Here is an 18,432-nt window from a genome sequence, read left to right as displayed (position 1 = left end):
CTCGGCGGCCGCGGCCGCGCGGTCGTCCTCGGGCGTCGGCCGGGTGGACAGGTCGGCGAGTACGCGCTCACCGGCCACACTGCCCACCTCGACCAGGAATCGATGCCCGGTGGCGTCGATCCGTTCGGTGAGCGCGAGGTCGTAGCCGGAGGCGACGCCGGGCCCGGTGCCCATCGACGCGCAGAAGCAGACGCCGCCCGGTTCGGTGCAGTTCACCCCGATCAGGAACAGCCCGGACCGCCCGGTCGCGAAGGCCGGGTCCGGATACGCGCCGCCGCCGAGCACCCGGTCGAGTATGGCGATCGCGGCCATATCGCAGCCGCGGACGCCGAGGAACGCGGTGGGTGCCGGAGCCTCCGAAACCGGGTCGGCCGGTTCGGCGGTCAGGTCCGCGTCGAGCCGGGCGAGGCGGCGGCGGGGCGGATGCAGGAACTGCTTCCACGACCCAGGGCCCGCCGAGTGCGCGAACACCGCCGCGTCGGTGCGGCGGAAGACGCGGTAACGGCCCGCCTGGGTGTGCACCCCCCAGCCGGCGGGCAGATCGGCCGGTGTGTCGAGCTCGTCGAGCACGATCGCATTGTCGCGGAGCCGCGGACCGATGACCCGGTATCCGTGCTCACGCAACACGACCACGAGCCGGTCCAGGCCGTCCCGGTCGATCGTCACCGTGTCGCCGATGGTCATTCGGGCCTCTGTTCAGGGCCGGTCGATGGTCAAGGTCTCGGCGAGCGGGCGGCGCGGCGTCGGTGGATGCTCGGGCTCGTCGGTCGGCGGCGTGCCGATGCGCACCACGATCTGCGGCTTGCCCGGCTGGGTCAGGAATCCGGTGAGAATGTTTCGTGCCGTGGGCAATTCGGTGATATGCGTCAACGAACAGGTGGCTAGACCGGCCACGGTGCACTCGAGCAGGATCGCCGAGAGCGCCTCGCCGGTCGCCAGCCATTCGGCGATCGAATCGCCTGGGGTGCTCAGGACGACCAGCTGGGCGCGGTCCTCGGTGCCGGGGCGACGCGCGGAGTGGGGCGCGGGCGGGAACGCCCGGCCCACCCGCGCCCGGGCGAACTCCGAGTCGGAGACCAGCGCCTCGGCCGGAACTCCCTCGGGGAATCCGGAATGACCTGACCACCAGCGGATTTCGGCCAGATACATCTGATCATGCCGACGCAGCGACGCCGCCTGCTCGGATACCGTGGACAGTCTGGCCCGCACCAATTCGGGGAGCACCTCGAGGTCCACGTAGTGCGGGGACACCAGCATGCGCAGTGTGCGCACCACGACATCCCACCCTGCGGGCGGGTCCAGTGGCAGCCGGTCGGTGCGGCGGTAGTCGATCGCGCCCGCCCGGGCCACCAGCCCGGCCGGGGGATCGGGCCAGGGCCGGAAGCTGATCTCGGCGAGTTTGCCGGGATCGAGCGGGTCGGGCAGCCGGGTGGTGTCGGTGTGCCAGCCCTGCGCGCCGAAGGCGGTGCGGACATGGTGCAGCATGGCGCCGCAGCTGATCACCTGTTGCCTGCCCTGCGGGTCGGCGGTGACGAGCACGCGGTCGGGGTCGGAGTGCAGGTGCAGGCGTTCACCGTCGAAGCGCCAGTGCCAGGGCTGCGTGTTGTGCACCGACGGTGCGCGCGAAGCCAGGCGCATCGCGGACATCAGGGTGCGATGGTCGGGGACGGCGAGCGGGGTGGCGTTCATGGTGGTCATCCTCCGAGTGTTCTCGTCGGCCAGTCCGGAACATACGGGCTTTGCGCCTGCTCAGCGGGGACGTTGGTCACCGGGGCGAGCGGCGGCACGGTGCGTTCGGCGCGCTGCTTGATGCCGCGCAGCATCGCGGCCTCCATCACCAGGCTGCCGGGCTCCATGACCAGCATGGAGAACAGGCTTCGCGGCCAACCGGCAGCCGGAAGCGCGATCCGGTTGCGGCTGACCAGCCTGGTGCCCTCGGCGGACGGATACAGCCCGAACGCCCACACCCAATGATGGTCGGTCGAGGCGAGGACGAACGCGTGGGGGCGGTCGAGCACGGCCACCCGCATCGCGGGACCGGACGCGCCCATCGGCAGCACGTCGTCGACCGCGAGCCGCTGATACTGGGGCAGGATCTCGTCGGCGCTGTGCATGTCCAGGCCGAGCAGATTCTCGATCCAGTCGTAGGTGTAGGCCCCGCCGCGGCCGGGGCCCATCTGGACCAGCCACGGCCAGATCTGCTCCGGGGTGGCGGCGACGGTGATCGCGCGGGTGGTGACGGTGCCGGCTCCGGGCAGCAGCTCGTCGCCGGGCATCGTACGGCCGACCTCTTCGGTCGTCGATCCCCAGGTCAGGCAGGTATTTCGGGCGAAGAGCCGGTAGCCGATCGCCAGGCCGGCCAGGGCCGAGGCCACACCGGTCGCGGTCGCGGTCGCTGTTCTCATCGCTGGATTCCTCTCGGTATGCGTCAATCTCGATCCTGGGCCGCCGGGCCGGATTACCGCAGGGACCGATGGCCCGGCATCCGCCCCCGGAACAGGTGACTTTCGGCCGTCTCGGCACGCGGGTGCCGCGCGGGATGCTGTGACCGAACAGCGGATTCGCGCGGAACGGAGGACAGGCCATGACCGAGTTCGCGGGCCGGAGCGCGATCGTCACCGGCGGTGCGCGCGGAATCGGCGCGGCGGTGGTCGCGGAATTGGTGAAGGCGGGCTTCGGCGTCGCCATCGCCGATCTACGCGTCGACAACGGGACGACGCTTGCCGAGACATGTGGGCGGCAGGCTCGATTCCATCACCTCGATGTCACCGACGAGCACGAATGGCAGCGGGTGATCGACGAGACCGAACGCGAATTCGGCCCGCTGGCCGCGCTGGTCAACAATGCCGAGATCCTCGACTTCGGGACCGTGGAGACCGAATCGCCCGACCTGTTCCGGCATGTCCTCGATGTCAACCTCTTCGGTGCCTGGCTCGGTATCCGGCTGGCCGCGCCCTGTCTGCGCGCGGCGGGCGGCGGCGCCATCGTCAACGTCTCCTCGACCGCCGGCCTGATGGGTTACGCCGGGATCAGCGGATACGTCGCCAGTAAATGGGCACTGCGGGGACTCACCAAAGCCGCGGCGCTGGAACTGGGTTCGTCCGGCATCCGTGTGTGCTCGGTGCACCCGGGGCCGATTCACTCCGCGATGGCCACCGGCCTGGCCGAGCCCATCGCTGCCACTCAGCCCCTTCCGCGATTCGGCGAGCCGGAGGAGGTCGCCGCCATGGTCCGCTTCCTGGTCACCGAGGCGACCTTCTCGACCGGTTCGGAATTCGTGGTCGACGGCGGAGCGACCACCGGACAGGCCGGGGAACTCGAAGCGTCCGGCGCCCAGCGCCGGTAATGGCGAAACGAACGGATCGGAGGCATCGCCATGATGTATTGGTACGACCACGATATGAGTGGCTGGGGTTACGCATGGATGGGCGTGGGCATGCTTGCCTTCTGGGCCCTCGTCATCGGCGGGGTCGTGATCGCGATCCGGTTCGCGGTCACCGATCGCGACACCACACCGCGCTACGCGTCCCCCTCACCGCAGGAACTGCTCGCGCAGCGCTTCGCACGCGGTGAGATCGACGAGGCCGAATACACCACCCGGCTGGCCGCGCTGCGGGCGTCGGGCGCACGGCAGTGAGCCGGCCGGTGGAGACGACCGCCGCCACCGAAGCCGGTGGTGGCCCGCTGAATCCGCCGATCGTCGTCGCGACCGACGGGTCGGCCGTCTCCTATCTCGCGGTGGCCTGGGCGGCGGTGGACGCGGGACTGCACGGCTCGCCGCTGGAGGTCGTCACCTCGGTGGCGGTCCCCGGCGGCTGGGGTCGTGGTGCGGTGCTCACCGACGCCGACATCGACTGGCAGCGCCTCGACGGTCGGCGCGTGGTGGCCGAGGCGACTCGCGTGGCGCGCGCCGCCGCCATAGGCGATGCGCTGACCATCGACACCGACATCACCTTCGACCCGGCGATTCCGGCTCTCATCGAACGGTCCCGGTACGCCCGCCTGCTGGTGGTGGGCAGTCACGGCCGCGGTGCGATCGGGCGCGGGCTGCTCGGATCGGTCAGCACCGCGCTGACCCGCCATGCGCACTGCCCGGTGGCGGTCGTGCGTTCGACCTCCGCGCTCGACCCGGTCTCGGCCGAGCAGCCGGTGCTCGTCGGCATCGACGGCTCGCCGCGCAGCGTGCCCGCGCTCGAGCTCGCCTTCGCGGAGGCCTCCCGGCGCAAGGTCGGACTGGACGCGCTGCACGCCTGGAGCGACACCAACCGCGCGGGTCTGCCAATGGCGGGCTGGGACGCCGTTCGCGAGCGTGAGACCGAGCTGCTCGCGGAGCGGCTCGCCGGCTTCGGTGAACGGTACCCGGACGTCCCGGTGCGCCGAATCCTGGTGCGAGACCGCCCGATCCGGTCACTGCTGGACGCCTCGGAGAGCGCGCAGCTGCTTGTTGTCGGCCGCCACGGCCGGGGCGGATTCCCCGGCATGCTGCTCGGCTCGACCAGCGACGCGCTGCTGCACACGGTGGAATGCCCGATGATCGTGGTGCCGTCCAGCATCCGCTGACAGTGGAGACGTTGGACTCGGCGGTGGGGTCTTCGGGCCCTGCTCAGGCCCGATTGTGCTGTGCGATCGTCGAAGTCGGCGGAGGTATTCCGCCGACCTGGATTCGAGGAGTTGAGATCGAAATGGACATGAACGCCATGGATATGTCGTCCCCGCTGATGCAGCTGTGCCACACGGTCATGATGTGGCTGCATCAGCAAGGCATCCTGCCCCCGATGGCGATGTGACGCCGAAGGCCCCGGCCCGGCCACGCGACCTCACCCGACGGTGAGGATGTCGGCGACCGGGCGGCGGGGCGTACGCGGGGGCGCTGGAGCGTCATCGGGTGGGGCGGAGCCGATTCGGATCAGCGCCTGCGGAGTCCTGCGGAGTACGTGGTCACTCCTTCGGCGCTCCGCCACCGACGACGAAGCGCGGCGGCCGCCGATCGTGTCGGCGCGGCCACCGGGCGTCGGGTCATCGGCCCGCGGGCAGTGCCGTTCAGTGCTTGTCGCCGTCGGCCTTGTTCAGCGCGCCGCTCGCGTCCCGCACGACGCTGCGCAGGAACTCGTACTGCGCCGTGATCAGCTTGTCGGACAATTCCAGCCCGGCGTCGACGAGGGTCGTGCGCAGCGCGTGCAGGGCCGAATCCTCGCGGATCGCCTCCCGCCGTTCACGAATCGCCTCGTCGACGGTGCTGATGAACGTGTGTACGGCCGCGCTGGCGGCCCGCTGTCCGGCCTTGGCCGATTCGAGGACCTCGTCGGACAGACGCTCGGGTCGGGTGGTCTGGGCGGACTGCTGCTGAGCGGGAGTGGTCATGGGTTGCTCCTAGCACGAGAACGGTGAACGGTTGCCGAGGGCTTCGGCAGCGTGCACCAGCATGGGCGCGAGCACACGGCGCGCTGTAGGGCCGATGGTCCCCATCCGATCGTCGCTCCGTCCCTTCCCCGAGCCGCGAGCGCGGTGCCCGAAGGCACGCCGTCCGGGTGACCTTCGCCCCTGCCGATCACGGGCGCTGCCAGGTCACAGTGGAAACGATGAAACAGCCCGGCGAGTACAGGATTCGCGCATTCCGGGACGGCAGGGACAATGGCCTCACACGACGCACACATGACGCAGTCGGACCTGTTCGCGTGGAGCATGGAGCAGGATCCCACGCTGCGCTCGACGATCGTGACGGTGCTGGTCCTCGACACCGAACCGGACTGGGATCGGTTGCTGCGCATGCTCGATCGGGGTACGCGGGCGGTGCCGAGGTTCCGGCACCGGTTGGTCACCGCGCCGTGGGGGCTCACGCCGCCGCGGTGGATCCCCGATCCGGATTTCGACTTGTCCTGGCACGTCCGCCATCTCGCCCTACCGGCTCCCGCGGACCTGTCGTCGGTGATCGAGTTCGCGCGCACCGAGGTCATGTCCGCGTTCGATCCGGCCCGGCCGCTGTGGCGGTTCACCGTGCTCGGCGGTCTGGACGGGGGGAAGAGCGCACTCCTGCTCAAGGTGCACCACAGCCTCACCGACGGGGTCGGCGGCATCCAGATCGCCGGTGAGATTCTGGATTTCACCCGTGCGGGCACCGTGCACGAACCGGTCTCCGACCCGGCGCGGTCGGGCGACGGCCTGCTCGGCGACATCGTCGCGTGGAACTGGTCGGCGGGGGCGGACCTGGTGCGCACCGGGCTGGCGGCTATACCCCCGATCGCGTGGCGTGCCGTGACCGACCCTGTCGGCGCGGTGCGCGACGGCGCCGCGGTGGCCGAATCCCTGCTCCGGCTCGCTCGCCCGATCACCAGGACACTGTCGCCGCTGATGACCGAGCGGAGCCTGGGGCGGCGGCTGACGGTGCTAGAGGTGCCGCTCGAGACGCTGCGGCGTGGAGCGCGCCTGGCCGGCTGCACGGTCAACGACGCCTACCTGGCCTCGGTTCTGATCGGCTTGCGCGCATACCACGAACGGCACGGGAAGACTGTCGAGCAGCTGCGGGTGGCGATGCCGATCAGCCTGCGGCGCGCCGGAGATCCGCTCGGAGGCAACCGGATCACGCTCGCCCGCTTCGCCGTCCCCGTCGGCGGTGGCGCGGCCGATCTCATGCGTGCGCTCGACGCGACCGTCGCGCGATGGCGGCACGAACCGGCGATCCCGCTGTCGAACGCGGTCGCGGCGACCTTCAACCGGCTGCCTGTCGGCCTGCTCAGCCCGATGTTCAAACACGTCGACTTCATCGCCTCCGACGTCCCGGGATCCCCGGTCGAACTCTACGTCGCCGGGGCGAAGATCGAACGGATCTACCCCTTCGGGCCCACCACCGGCACCGCGTTCAACATCACTCTGATCTCGCACACCGGAACCTGCTGTATCGGAATCAATTCCGACACCGCCGCGGTGCCCGATCCGGCAGTGCTGGCCGAGTGTCTGGCCGCCGGATTCCGTACGGTCACCGCGCTCGACGCCGGTGAGCACGACAGCCCGGCACCGGTGGATCATCCTGGGCCGCCGGAAACGGCGCCGGGAGCCTAGACCGATCGGGATCATGCGAGCTCCGGATGATGAACGGGCCTGACGCCCGGCGATTTCGGGCTCAGAGTCCACTCGGGTAGGTCTCCGGGACCGTGCCCGCGGCGTCGGTGCTGTCCGGCACGAGCGGTTGGAGCGCGGTGGTCCGATCGATGTGGATGACGGCGTCGAATCGATCAGCCATGCGGGTGTGGAAGTAGTGGCTCTGGCGTTCGGTGCCTGGCTGGTAGATGACGCCGATGGCGCGTTCCAAGCGGGGCGCGCGCAGAATGCCGGTGACGTTGTCGGGCCGGTCGGTGCGCAGATACAACGCGGGAATCCCGGTGTCGTGCAGGAGTTCCTCGATACTGCTGGGCAGCGGCGGACGTACGGTCTTGCGCTCGGCCGCGCCGTCCCAGCGGCTCGCCGCGGTGACGGTACCGGAGGCGGTGGTGAATCCGATGGTGCGGCACTGCCCGTGGTGGCGCTCACGCACCAGTTGTCCCAGCGAGAGCTGCCCGTCGGCGGCCATCTCGGTGGCGCGAGCATCGCCTACATGAGAATTGTGCGCCCACACCACGATCCGTGCCGGTGTGTCGGGCCGGGACAGCTGGGCGGCCAGTGCGTCGAGGGTGTCGGCCATGTGCACGTCGCGTAGATTCCACGAACTCACCCGGGGACCGAACATGGCCCGGTAGTAGGCCTCGGCGTCACGCACCGTCGAGGCATTCTGCAGCGCGTCGAAATGCGCGTCGCCATCGCCGGCCTCGACGAGATCGGCCGTGGCGCGCCGCAGTTCGACCAGCTGCCGGACCACCTCGGCCTGGCAGGATTCCCCGCCGCCGAACGCCGCGGCGAAACCGTAGGCCTGACCGTCCTCCTCGGAGACACGGTCGAAACAGGCGTAGCGGCGCGCGGCGCGGCGCGCGGCGGCCGGATCCACCTGTTCGAGGTACTCGATGACCCGGCGCATCGAGCGGTGCATGGAGTACAGGTCCAGGCCGTAGAAGCCGGCGCAGTCGCGCCCCTCGCGGCGGCGCTGGTCGTTGTGCAGCCGCAGCCATTCGACGAATTCGCGCACCACCGTATTGCGCCACATCCAGCCCGGGAACCGCTCGAATCCACTGAGCGCGTGCGTGGGTGAATCGTCGGCTCCCAGGCCGCGGACATAGCGGTCGACCCGGTAGGCGTCGGGCCAGTCGGCCTCGCAGGCCACACCGGCGAAACCGCGCTCGCTGATCAGCCAGCCGGTGATGGCCGCCCGCGCGGCGTAGAACTCCTCGGTGCCGTGCGAGCTCTCACCGATGAGGACGAACCGCGCGTCGCCGATGAGATCGTCGAGCGCGTGTTCGGGCGGGACGCCCGCGGGCGCCTCGAGCGCGGCGTCCCGCAGCACGACGACCGGATCGGCGGCGGGGGCCGCCGCGCCGACGGTCGGGGTGGCGAGCAGGGCGCGCACTTCGGCATCGGTGACCTGGCTGAAATTCCAGAACGAGTCGCCGACCGCACGGAACGGGGAAGGCATGGTGGCGCAGACCATCTCGTCCACGAGCGCGCCGAACTCGCGGCAACTGGATTCCGGCGCGGCCGGGACCGCGACCACGATGCGCTGGGGCTCCTCCGCACGCAGCGCCTCGACCGCGGCCAGCATGCTGGCGCCGGTGGCCAAGCCGTCGTCGACCAGAATGACCGTCCGCCCGGCCACCTCGATCGGTGCGCGGCCGTCGCGGTAGACGATCTGGCGCCGGGTCAACTCGTGCGCCTCGGACCGCGCGATGGATCGCAGTTGCTCGGGGCTCACGCGCAGCGCGCGCACCATATCGTCGTTCACCACGACGCGTCCGTCCGAGGCCAGGGCCCCGAGCGCGAATTCGGGATTCCCGGGCGCGCCCAGCTTGCGCACGATGAACGTGTCCAGCGGGGCGTGTAGGGCCGCGGCGACCTCCCAGGCGACGGGCACGCCCCCGCGCGCGAGGCCGAGCACGAGCAGATCGGGCTCGCCACGATAGTGTTCGAGCAATCCGGCCAGCACCCGCCCGGCCTCGCGACGGTCACGGAAGATCTGCTGTGGGCTGGGCGTCTCCGGTGCCATGACGACTCCTGATGAGTGATCGGCTCGATGGGTTCAGCGTGCTCGGAACCGCACGGCGTCGGACAGAGCACTGCGGCCCGGTGCGCGGGGGACCAACGTCCCGTCGGTGCGGGACGCGCACCGGGCCCGTTGACGTCGAAAGGCCACCGGGCGTGTGACTTCGGCCGCTGCCCGGGTCCATCGGACGCGGCGGACGATCGAGACCAGTCGGCACCGATTCCGCCGGCGATCTCGTAAGGAGACCGATATGACCCCCGAAGGCAGCGCCGTCCGCCTGCGCGGCGAGCTGGACGAATCCCTGTCGCGTTGGCTGTGGCTGGTGAAATGGATTCTCGCGATACCCCACTACGTCGTGCTGTTCTTCCTGTGGATCGCCTTCTGGGTGGCGACGGTGATCGCGTGGTTCTCGATCCTGTTCACCGAGCGCTACCCCCGGTCGCTGTTCGACTTCAGCGTGGGCGTGATGCGCTGGTCGTGGCGCGTGCAGTTCTACACGTACGCCGCGCTGGGCACCGACCGGTATCCGCCGTTCACATTGCGCCGGACCGACTACCCGGCGGACCTGGAGATCGACTACCCGCAACGGCTTTCGCGCGGGCTCGTGCTCGTGAAGTGGTGGCTGCTGGCCATCCCGCACTACCTGATCCTGGCCGCGCTGCTCAGCGGGGGCGTGGCGCTCGGGGGCGGCGACGACGAGGGCGGCCGCACCACGATTCCGCTGATCGGCGTAATGGTCCTGATCGCGGCCGTGGCGCTGCTGTTCACCGGCCGCTATCCCCGCGGACTGTTCGGCTTCGTCATGGGCGTCAACCGATGGTTCTACCGGGTCCTGGCCTATTCCGCGTTACTGACCGACGCATACCCGCCCTTGCGGCTCGATCAGGGCGCGCGGGATCCCGGCGAGGCTTCCGCGGCGTGAGCCGCGGGCGGTGATCCGAGTGCGGTGAGCGTTCCTCTCGGTGAGCCGGAGGAGCCGGTGCGCAGGATCCAGGTCGAGTCGGCGGAATAGCGATGAATCGCCCGCCCGTGGCGAGTCCGTTCCCGGTTTCCCAGCGGCAGCGGCATGTCAGATCGCGCAGACCCACCCTGCGCAAGGTGGTGGGCCGGCACACCCTGGACCAAACGCTGGCCGAGACCGACGCCATCAACGCCGACATCCGTCAGATCCTCGACACCACCACCCTGGAGTGGGGCGTGGAGGTCACGCTGGTCGAGCTGAAGGATATCCAGCTGCCCGAGAGCATGAAGCGGGCGATGGCCCGGCAGGCCGAGGCCGAACGCGAGAAGCGTGCGAAAATCATTGCCGCCGAGGGTGAATCGCTGGCCGCCGCGGCGCTCGGCGCGGCCTCCGACACCATGATGGCGCATCCGCTCGCCCTACAGCTGCGCAACCTTCAAACGTTGGTCGAGCTCGGCGTGGACAAGAACACGACCGTGGTGTTCCCGGCGCCGTTGATGAGCGCGATCAGCGATATCGGCGGGTTCTTCGCCCGCGAAACCGCCGCCGCCGCCGACAAGGCAGCCAAGTCGGAACTCTCGATGCTGGGCGGATAGGTGCGGCACATGGAGCTCCCAGGGCAGCACGGCAATCGGACCGACGGCAGCGAGCTGGAGTGGCGGACCGTGACGATCGACGGCGAGGGCAGCCGTTACCTGGTCGGCGGCACCGGTCCCAGCGTGGTGCTGCTGCACGGATTCGGGCTGTCGACGGCCGCGGCGCGCTGGTGGCGATGACCCGGCGGCCGCTGTGGGATTGGGGCCTGCACCTGCAAGCCGATCTCCTGCCGGTGCCCGAGCTGACCCGCGTGCTGCCGGTCGTCCTCCGCGACGGCGTCCCGGCCGCACTCGCTCATCCACGCGTCTTCTGGCGCGCGGTCACCCTCGTCAGAACCGCGAACCTGACCGCCGAACTGGCCGCACTCGGCAGCCGGGGCCTGCCGATACTGATCGTCTGGAGCAACGAGGACAATGTGATCCCCGCTGCCGCGACCCAGACGCTGCGGGCCGCGCACGAGGAGATCCGGACGGTCACCGTCGAAGGCCGGCACTGCTGGCTGCTCGCCGACCCGACCCGCTTCGGTGAAGTGGTCAGTGAGGCACTCACTTTCACGTCCGGCACCGGTGCCGCCTGACCTCCCCGCCGGGACCTCCGGCCCTTCCCCCGAATCGGAAGCCGGACGAGGATGACATCGAGTGCCGAGGAGACAGGAAGGTTCGAATCATGTTTGCTACGCAGGGCGACTGGCTGATCGCAGAGCATCGCACCACCGGCGGCACCCCTCGCCGCGGTCTCATCGAGGAAGTCCACGGCAAGGACGGGGAACCGCCATACCTGGTGCACTGGACCGACACCGGGCACCGGTCCCTGATCTTCCCCGGACCCGACGCCTACGTGTTGAGCGCCGAGGATATGCGAACCCGGGAAGATCTCGAGTCCGCGCGCCTGTCCTCTATGCAGCACCGCCCGAATCCGCACCTGCACCCGGCGTGAGCTGACCGGCACGGCATCGCGGAGTCCAACGACCCTCGAGCGGGCGGCATCCGGCGTTGGCCGCGGCGGTCGCCGAACTGCTCGACGCCGACGCGCTCGGCGTTGTGCTGGAACGGTTCCCGGATGGCGAGATCCGCCCGATCGTCGGCCACGTCAGCGGCCAGGATGTGTATGTCGTGCAGTCCACCGCGCCGCCGGTCAACGACAACTTCGTCGAACTGCTGCTCCTGCTCGACGCGTGCCGCCGATCGCGGGCGGCCCACCGCAGGCGCGGACGGCGTAACGCCTGGCCGATTTCGCCTGAGCGGAGACGGCCCTGCCTGCTCGGGACAGCCCTGATCGGCGCGTTCCGAAGCGCCGGTCAGGAGTTCCGAAGCGCCGGTCAGGAGGAGGTCTGGGTGGGGTGGGCGGGCAGGCCGAGGGCCGAGCGATCGCAGGCGAGGGCGAGGTCGGTGGCGGTGACCACGCCCGCGAGCCGGCCGGAGGGGTGCACCACGGCGATGGCGTCCAGATCGGGACGCAGCACTATTCGGGCGATCACGTCCCTGAGGGGAGCGTCGAGCCCGGCGATCGCGGCCGGTTGCAGGGGGCGGGCCAGTCCGGACACGCGCAGGCCGGGGTGGACGGCGGTGCGGGGGCGCAGCAGATCGGTCCAGGCCAGGCCAGGCCAGGACGGCGCGGGGTCGGCCGTCGGCGTCGACGACGGGGAAGACGCGGTGATGGGCGTAGACGACGTCCGAGCCGAGCAGTTGTGCCACGGTGTGATCGGCGGGGATCGAGATCGGGTGTGGGGTCATGATCTCGCCGATCGTGGTGTCGCCCAGGCGGTGTCGCAGACCCGCGAGCATCAGTTCACCGTTGGCGGCGGTGTAGAGGAACCAGCCCAGCAGCATCAGCCATAGGCCGCCGAAGTTGCCGACGGCGAGGATCTCGGCGACGCCGAGACCGGCCAGGATCATGCCGACGACTCGGCCGATGCGGGCGGCGGTGGTCTCGGCGCGCAGACGGTCGCCGCTGCGGCGCCACAGCAGCGCCCGCACCACCCGGCCGCCGTCGAGGGGCGCTCCGGGCAGCATGTTGAACACGGCGAGAACGACATTGACCGTGGCCAGCCAGAGCAGGGTGGCGGTCACCGGGCCGCCGGGGGAGAAGACGGCGGCGAGCGCCGCCGCGGCGTAGGCCACGACGCCCAGCAGCAGGCTGGTGGCCGGCCCGGCCAGCGCGACCCGGAGATCGGTGCGGGCGTCGCGGGGTTCGTCGGCGAGCTCGGACGCGCCGCCCAGCAGCCACAGCACGATGCGCTCGACGCGGACCCCGTGCCGGGTGGCCACGATCGAGTGCGCCAGTTCGTGTGCGAGCAGGCACGCGATCAGGGTGAGTGCGCCGAGAACGGCTGCCGCCCAGATGATTCCGGTGCCGGCGGTGCCGCGCAGGTAGGTGGCGAGCACCCAGGTGAACAACGCCACCGTGACCCCGGCCGACCAGTGCGCGCCGAGGCTGATGCCGGCGACCCGGCCGAGCGGGATGGTGGATCGGATGGGCATGATGTCCTCGCCGGGATCAGTGCGCGGGCCCGGTGAGGCCTGCGGCGAGCAGGATTCGGCGGGCCTGCTGCGCGGCCGCGAACCCCGCGTTCCGGTCGAATTCGCCATCGGCGGGAAGCTCGAGGCCGTGCACCAGGGTGGTGACCGCCTCGGTGAGCGCGTTCAGGCGGCGGTCGAGGTCGTCGGTGTGCGGCACGTCGGGCTCCGGGAAGACCGCTGCGGCCGCGTAGATGGCCGACAGATCGGTCCCGAGCAGGATGAAGCGCAGCTTCACCGGAAGCTGCGCCAGCACATGGTCGAGCAGGCCGGGCGAGAACAGATCGGCGAGGGTGTCGGTGACCACGCCGGCCAGCCGGACCGCCTCGTCGGTGGTAACCCCCGCGGCATGGGCGAACTGGGCCAGGAACGACGGTGCGTCGTGCGGGACCGGCACCTGGCTGGGCATCCAGCCCTCGTAGAAGATTCCGCGCAGCAGCTCGGGCAGCTGGGCGCTGAGATGCGCGGCGGCATTGACGTTCAGCCGGTCGCGCACGGTGTGCAGCCAGGCCCGCAGGGCGCGGTGGGCGACGAACCGGTCCTCGGCACCGATGCCGCCGGCCACGGCCGCCAGCCATTCGTGGGCGGTGTGCACGCTGGGTGCGAACGGATCGGTGTGATGGCTCATCGGACACGGCCTTTCAGACGATGATCGGGCACTTGGGTACTGGCTCGAGCGTGCGCTCGATCCAGTCGTGCCGGGCAGAGGACTCGTGCCACAGCAACGGCGACAGAGGTCCCCGAGGCGATGGTCTTTACGCCCTCCCCCGAGCCGGGGTCCCGGTCGTTGACTGGATGCGGGAGGTACCGATGAAGACCGCGAACCACCAGGGCACGCCGGTGCGGGCACCGATGGGCTGGACACCGATCGACAAGACCCCGCGGGAACGGGCCGAGGCGAATCTCACGGCGTACGACATGGCGTGCCGGGAATTCACCTGGGACTCCGCGCGCCGCTGCCTCGACGGGCTGCCCGGAGGGGGCGTGAACATCGCCCACGAAGCCGTCGACCGGCATCTGGGCACACCCCTCGCCGACGCGCCCGCACTGCGCTGGCTGGCCGCCTCCGGCGGCGTCACCACCCTCACCTACGCCGAACTCGCCACGCTCAGCAACCGATTCGCCCACGTGCTGCGCGACCTGGGCGTGCGCCGCGGTGACCGGGTGTGCCTGCTGCTGGGCCGCACCCCGGAGCTCTACATCGCCTGTCTGGGTGCCTGGAAGGCCGGATGTGTTGTGGTGCCGCTGTTCTCGGCCTTCGGCCCGGAGCCGGTGCGGCAGCGGCTCGAGATCTCCGGTGCGACCACGCTGATCACCACCGTCGACCAGTACCGCCGCAAGATCGCGTCGAACCGCTTGACGGTGCCCGCGTTGCGCCATGTGGTGCTGACCGACGCCGGCATCGACGACCCGCAGATCGACGACACCGTCGGGCTGACGTTGGCGATGGGTCTGGTGCCCGAGGAATTCCCCATCGTGCGCACGGGCCCCGAGGATCCCGCCCTGCTGCATTTCACCAGCGGCACCACCGGCAGGCCCAAGGGCGCGGTGCATGTGCACGGCGCCGTGCTCGCCCACCGGGTCAGCGCCCACTACGCCCTGGACCTGCGACCCGGCGACATCTTCTGGTGCACGGCCGATCCCGGCTGGGTCACCGGCATGACCTACGGCGTCATCGCCCCGCTCACCCTGGGCGCCACGCTGATCAGCGACGAGGCCGAGTTCGACGCCCGGCGCTGGTACGGCATCCTCACCACCGAACGGGTTTCGGTGTGGTACACGGCCCCGACCGCGCTGCGCATGCTCATGCGCCGCGGCGACGAGCTGCCGGCGGGCACCGACCTGTCCAGCCTGCGGTTCGTCGCGAGTGTGGGCGAACCGCTCAACCCCGAGGCCGTGGTCTGGGGTGAGCGAGTGCTCGGCCATGCGGTGCACGACAACTGGTGGCAGACCGAGACCGGCGCGATCATGATCGCCAACCTGGCCGCCGAGCAGATCCGGCCCGGTTCGATGGGCCGCCCGCTGCCCGGAGTCGAGGCCACGATCCTGCGCCGCGGCCCCGACGGCCGCGCCGCGGTCACCGACGGCGTGGTCGAGTACGCGGCCGACGACGAGGTGGGGGAGCTGGCCCTGCGCGTCGGCTGGCCCTCGATGTTCCGTGGCTATCGCAACGAACCCGTCAGGTACGCACGAGCTTTCGCCGACGGGTGGTATCTGAGCGGGGATCTGGCGCGCCGCGACGGCGACGGATACTTCTGGTTCGTCGGCCGGGCCGACGACGTCATCAAATCCGCGGGCCACCTGATCGGCCCGTTCGAGGTCGAGAGCGTGCTCATGGCGCATCCGGCCGTCGCCGAGGCCGGGGTCATCGGCACTCCCGACCCGGTGGCGGGCGAGCTGGTCAAGGCCTTCGTGCAACTGCGGCCGGGACATGTTCCCTCCCCGGAGCTGCACGACGACATCATCGCCTTCGGCAGAAGGCAATTGGGCGCGGTCGCGCCGAAACAGCTCGCCTTCGCCGACACGCTGCCGCACACCCGCAGCGGCAAGGTGATGCGCCGGCTGCTCAAGGCCAGGGACCGCGGACTGCCCGAAGGCGACATCTCGACGCTGGAGGCCGCGCGATGACCGCGGCGGGCGACGAGGTCGCGCCCGCGCCCGATGAGCGAATCGAGTTGCTGCGGCAGATGATCCGCATCCGGCGCTTCGAGGAACGCTGCGTCGAGCTCTACAGCGCCGAGGCCATTCGCGGCTTCCTGCACCTGTCGATCGGGGAGGAGGCGGTGGCCGCGGGTCTGCTGGGGGCTCTCGAACCCGGTGACGCCGTCGTGTCCACCTATCGCGAGCACGGGCACGCGCTGGCCCGCGGGGTGCCGATGAACGCGGTCATGGCCGAAATGTACGGGCGCGCCACCGGATGCAGCCACGGCCGCGGCGGTTCCATGCACCTGTTCGACGGGCAGCGCCGCTTCTACGGCGGCAACGCCATCGTCGGCGGCGGGCTGCCGCTGGCGGTGGGGCTGGCGCTCGCGGATTCGCTGCGCGGCCGCGACACGGTGACCGTGTGCCTGTTCGGCGACGGGGCGGTCGCCGAGGGAGAGTTCCACGAGTGCCTGAACCTGGCCGCGCTGTGGCGGTTGCCGGTCCTGTTCGCCTGCGAGAACAACCGATACGCCATGGGAACGGCACTGAAACGCGAGCACGCGGTCACCGATCTCTCGCTGCGGGCCGCCGGGTACGGTCTGGCGTCGTGGCCGGTCGACGGCATGGACGCGGTGGCGGTCGCGGCGGCGGCGCGGCGAGCCCTGGAGTCGATTCGCGGCGGCCGCGGCCCGTGCTTCCTGGAGTTGCGCACCTATCGTTTTCGCGCGCACTCGATGTACGACGCCGACCGCTACCGCGACAAGGCCGAGATCGAGCGCTGGAAGGCCCGCGATCCGATCCCGCGGCTGTTCGCCGACCTGCGCGCCGCCGGCGTGGCCGGGCCCGACGCCCAGGTGAAGCTGGAAGCGGAGGTCGACGCCGAGATCGAGGCCGCGGTCGCCGCCGCGGAATCCGCGCCGCTGGAACCGATCACCGACCTGACCCGCCACGTGTACGCGGAGACGAGATGACCACCTATCGGGAAGCCGTGCGGGAAGCGTTGCGCGAAGCCCTGATCCGCGACGAACGGGTGTTCCTCATGGGTGAGGACGTGGGCGCCTACGGCGGCTGCTTCGGCGTGAGCCGGGGCCTGCTCGACGAGTTCGGCCCCGAGCGCATCCGCGACACCCCGCTGAGCGAGTCCGCCTTCGTCGGCGCGGGCATCGGTGCGGCGCTGGGCGGGCTGCGGCCGATCGTGGAGATCATGACCGTCAACTTCAGCCTGCTCGCGCTCGACCAGATCCTCAACAACGCCGCCACCCTGCGGCACATGTCCGGCGGTCAGCTCGGGGTGCCGCTGGTGATCCGCATGGCCACCGGCGCCGGACGCCAACTGGGAGCCCAGCATTCGCACAGCCTGGAGGCGTTCTACGCGCACATCCCGGGCCTGCGGGTGTTGTCTCCGGCCACTGTCGCCGACGCGCGCGGCATGTTGTGGACCGCGCTGCAGGACCCGGACCCGGTGCTGATCTTCGAACCGATCGCGCTCTACAACAGCGAAGCTGAGCTGCCGGCGGACGCCGGTTCGGTCGACATCGATTCGGCGGTCGTGCGGCGCGCCGGCACCGACGTCACGCTGGTGTCGTACGGGGGCGCGTTGCGCGTCGCGGAGGCCGCGGCCGATCAACTGGCCGGCGAGGGCATCTCCGCCGAAGTCATCGACCTGCGCACCCTGCGTCCCCTCGACGAGCGGACCGTCCTCGCGTCGATCGGACGCACGCACCGGCTGGTCATCGTGGACGAAGGCTGGCGCAGTGTCGGCATCGCCGCCGAGATCGCCGCTCGCGCAGCGGAGAACGGCTACTACCTGCTCGACGCCCCGATCACGCGAATCTGCACCGCCGAGGTGCCGATTCCCTACGCCCGGCAGCTCGAGGAAGCGGCATTGCCGCAACCGGGGGTCGTCGCCGACGCCGTCCGCGAGGCGGTGAACTGAGGTGGCCGAATTCCGGATGCCGTCGCTGGGCGCCGACATGACCGAGGGCACGCTGCTCGAATGGCGGGTGCGCCCGGGCGACGCCGTGCACAAGGGCGATGTCGTGGCCGAGGTCGACACCACCAAGGCGGCGATCGAGGTCGAGTGCTTCGACGACGGCGTCATCGGCGAACTGCTCGTTCCCGAGGGGGCCACCGTGCCCGTCGGAACACCTCTGGCGACCATCGAGACGGCCGGGGCCGTGCCGGTGGCCGCCGCGTCGCCCGCGGTCGCCGCCGCGCCGACCGACACGAAACCCGCTGCCGCGCAGCCCTATCCGGTCCCACCGGAGGAGCCGACCCGTCCGGCTGGGCCGGCCGGGCAGGACGCGCCGGTGGCGGCGCACGGTCATGACGGACACGAATCCACCGTCCGGGCCACACCGCTGATCCGGCGTCTCGCCGCCGAGGCGGGGATCGATCTGGCGACGGTGCACGGATCCGCGCCCGGCGGGCGCATCGTCCGGGCCGATATCGAGCGCATGGTGAGCGAGCACCGCACCGGATCCGGCGCGTGGGTGGGCGCCAGCGGCTACGCGCGGGCGCTGGCCGGCGAATCCGGCCTGGATCTATCCGGTATCCCCGGCAGCGGACCCGGCGGCGCGGTGCGGGCGGCCGAC

General features: G+C 70.7%; 17 protein-coding genes and 4 pseudogenes. 14 read left to right on the top strand and 7 right to left on the bottom strand.

The genetic code is table 11. From position 1 onward, the window contains the following. From ACWELJ_RS27280 to ACWELJ_RS27270, 3 genes and pseudogenes are all read right to left on the bottom strand, one after another. Window positions 1-684 (bottom strand): annotated as a pseudogene (locus tag ACWELJ_RS27280) (4Fe-4S dicluster domain-containing protein); the annotation flags it as partial. Window positions 685-696: 12 nt separating this feature from the next. Next, on the bottom strand, window positions 697-1,698 hold the full coding sequence (locus ACWELJ_RS27275) for an Acg family FMN-binding oxidoreductase (RefSeq protein ID WP_452368984.1): 1,002 nt from the start codon (window positions 1,696-1,698) through the stop codon (window positions 697-699). After that, on the bottom strand, window positions 1,695-2,405 hold the full coding sequence (locus ACWELJ_RS27270) for an SRPBCC family protein (RefSeq protein WP_452368983.1): 711 nt from the start codon (window positions 2,403-2,405) through the stop codon (window positions 1,695-1,697). Before ACWELJ_RS27270 ends, ACWELJ_RS27275 begins: the two co-directional genes overlap by 4 nt. Window positions 2,406-2,584: 179 nt before the next feature. Between ACWELJ_RS27270 and ACWELJ_RS27265 the strand changes: the two genes are divergently transcribed. Genes ACWELJ_RS27265 through ACWELJ_RS27255 form a run of 3 tightly spaced genes read left to right on the top strand, consistent with a single transcriptional unit; the run spans window position 2,585 to window position 4,560 of the window. Beyond that, window positions 2,585-3,346 (top strand): SDR family NAD(P)-dependent oxidoreductase, encoded by a 762-nt coding sequence (locus ACWELJ_RS27265; protein ID WP_452368982.1) that lies wholly within the window; start codon window positions 2,585-2,587, stop codon window positions 3,344-3,346. Between the two features lie 30 nt (window positions 3,347-3,376). Continuing rightward, window positions 3,377-3,637 carry an SHOCT domain-containing protein gene (locus ACWELJ_RS27260; RefSeq protein ID WP_452368981.1) on the top strand — a complete coding sequence of 87 codons (261 nt, stop codon included), beginning with the start codon at window positions 3,377-3,379 and terminating at the stop codon, window positions 3,635-3,637. 8 nt (window positions 3,638-3,645) lie between these two features. Next, the gene (locus tag ACWELJ_RS27255) at window positions 3,646-4,560 is read left to right on the top strand and encodes a universal stress protein (protein WP_452368980.1); all 915 of its coding nucleotides are present in this window, start codon (window positions 3,646-3,648) and stop codon (window positions 4,558-4,560) included. A gap of 480 nt (window positions 4,561-5,040) precedes the next feature. Here the strand turns inward: ACWELJ_RS27255 and ACWELJ_RS27250 are convergent, their stop codons facing one another. Further along, window positions 5,041-5,361 carry a hypothetical protein gene (locus ACWELJ_RS27250; protein ID WP_452368979.1) on the bottom strand — a complete coding sequence of 107 codons (321 nt, stop codon included), beginning with the start codon at window positions 5,359-5,361 and terminating at the stop codon, window positions 5,041-5,043. 291 nt (window positions 5,362-5,652) lie between these two features. Between ACWELJ_RS27250 and ACWELJ_RS27245 the strand changes: the two genes are divergently transcribed. Continuing rightward, on the top strand, window positions 5,653-7,056 hold the full coding sequence (locus ACWELJ_RS27245; protein WP_452368978.1) for a wax ester/triacylglycerol synthase domain-containing protein: 1,404 nt from the start codon (window positions 5,653-5,655) through the stop codon (window positions 7,054-7,056). Window positions 7,057-7,117: 61 nt separating this feature from the next. Here the strand turns inward: ACWELJ_RS27245 and ACWELJ_RS27240 are convergent, their stop codons facing one another. Continuing rightward, window positions 7,118-9,124: an erythromycin esterase family protein gene (locus ACWELJ_RS27240; RefSeq protein WP_452368977.1), complete on the bottom strand. Its 2,007-nt coding sequence runs from the start codon at window positions 9,122-9,124 to the stop codon at window positions 7,118-7,120. 271 nt (window positions 9,125-9,395) lie between these two features. Between ACWELJ_RS27240 and ACWELJ_RS27235 the strand changes: the two are divergent. From ACWELJ_RS27235 to ACWELJ_RS27210, 6 genes and pseudogenes are all read left to right on the top strand, one after another. Continuing rightward, window positions 9,396-10,043 (top strand): annotated as a pseudogene (locus tag ACWELJ_RS27235) (DUF4389 domain-containing protein); the annotation flags it as partial. A gap of 136 nt (window positions 10,044-10,179) precedes the next feature. Then, window positions 10,180-10,678 (top strand): annotated as a pseudogene (locus ACWELJ_RS27230) (SPFH domain-containing protein); the annotation flags it as partial. Between the two features lie 9 nt (window positions 10,679-10,687). After that, window positions 10,688-10,858, top strand: a complete 171-nt coding sequence (locus tag ACWELJ_RS27225; RefSeq protein WP_452368976.1) for a hypothetical protein — start codon at window positions 10,688-10,690, stop codon at window positions 10,856-10,858. Next, a complete protein-coding gene (locus ACWELJ_RS27220; RefSeq protein WP_452368975.1) occupies window positions 10,855-11,256 on the top strand; it encodes an alpha/beta fold hydrolase in 402 nt (133 codons plus the stop codon). Before ACWELJ_RS27225 ends, ACWELJ_RS27220 begins: the two co-directional genes overlap by 4 nt. 89 nt (window positions 11,257-11,345) lie before the next feature. Then, window positions 11,346-11,615 (top strand): DUF1918 domain-containing protein, encoded by a 270-nt coding sequence (locus tag ACWELJ_RS27215; RefSeq protein ID WP_452368974.1) that lies wholly within the window; start codon window positions 11,346-11,348, stop codon window positions 11,613-11,615. Between the two features lie 104 nt (window positions 11,616-11,719). Then, window positions 11,720-12,517, top strand: a complete 798-nt coding sequence (locus tag ACWELJ_RS27210; RefSeq protein WP_452368985.1) for a ribose-phosphate pyrophosphokinase-like domain-containing protein — start codon at window positions 11,720-11,722, stop codon at window positions 12,515-12,517. Window positions 12,518-12,628: 111 nt separating this feature from the next. Here ACWELJ_RS27210 and ACWELJ_RS27205 read toward each other — a convergent pair. Continuing rightward, window positions 12,629-13,159: pseudogene (locus ACWELJ_RS27205) on the bottom strand (site-2 protease family protein); the annotation flags it as partial. Window positions 13,160-13,175: 16 nt separating this feature from the next. Then, window positions 13,176-13,823: a DUF2267 domain-containing protein gene (locus tag ACWELJ_RS27200; RefSeq protein WP_452368973.1), complete on the bottom strand. Its 648-nt coding sequence runs from the start codon at window positions 13,821-13,823 to the stop codon at window positions 13,176-13,178. A gap of 182 nt (window positions 13,824-14,005) precedes the next feature. Here ACWELJ_RS27200 and acsA point away from each other — a divergent pair, with 182 nt between their 5' ends. The 4 genes from acsA to ACWELJ_RS27180 form a co-directional block, all read left to right on the top strand. After that, window positions 14,006-15,823 (top strand): acetate--CoA ligase, encoded by a 1,818-nt coding sequence (acsA, locus tag ACWELJ_RS27195; protein ID WP_452368972.1) that lies wholly within the window; start codon window positions 14,006-14,008, stop codon window positions 15,821-15,823. Beyond that, window positions 15,820-16,809, top strand: a complete 990-nt coding sequence (gene pdhA / locus ACWELJ_RS27190; protein WP_452368971.1) for a pyruvate dehydrogenase (acetyl-transferring) E1 component subunit alpha — start codon at window positions 15,820-15,822, stop codon at window positions 16,807-16,809. Before acsA ends, pdhA begins: the two co-directional genes overlap by 4 nt. Next, window positions 16,806-17,774, top strand: coding sequence for an alpha-ketoacid dehydrogenase subunit beta (locus ACWELJ_RS27185; RefSeq protein WP_452368970.1), 969 nt, complete (start codon window positions 16,806-16,808; stop codon window positions 17,772-17,774). Before pdhA ends, ACWELJ_RS27185 begins: the two co-directional genes overlap by 4 nt. A gap of 1 nt (window position 17,775) precedes the next feature. Further along, window positions 17,776-18,432 (top strand): E3 binding domain-containing protein (locus ACWELJ_RS27180; protein ID WP_452368969.1); only part of this gene is annotated, 657 nt, incomplete at its 3' end.

Source organism: Nocardia sp. NPDC004582, assembly GCF_053602115.1.
Note: the sequence above shows the minus strand (reverse complement) of the source record. Positions and strands in the feature narration are given on the sequence as shown.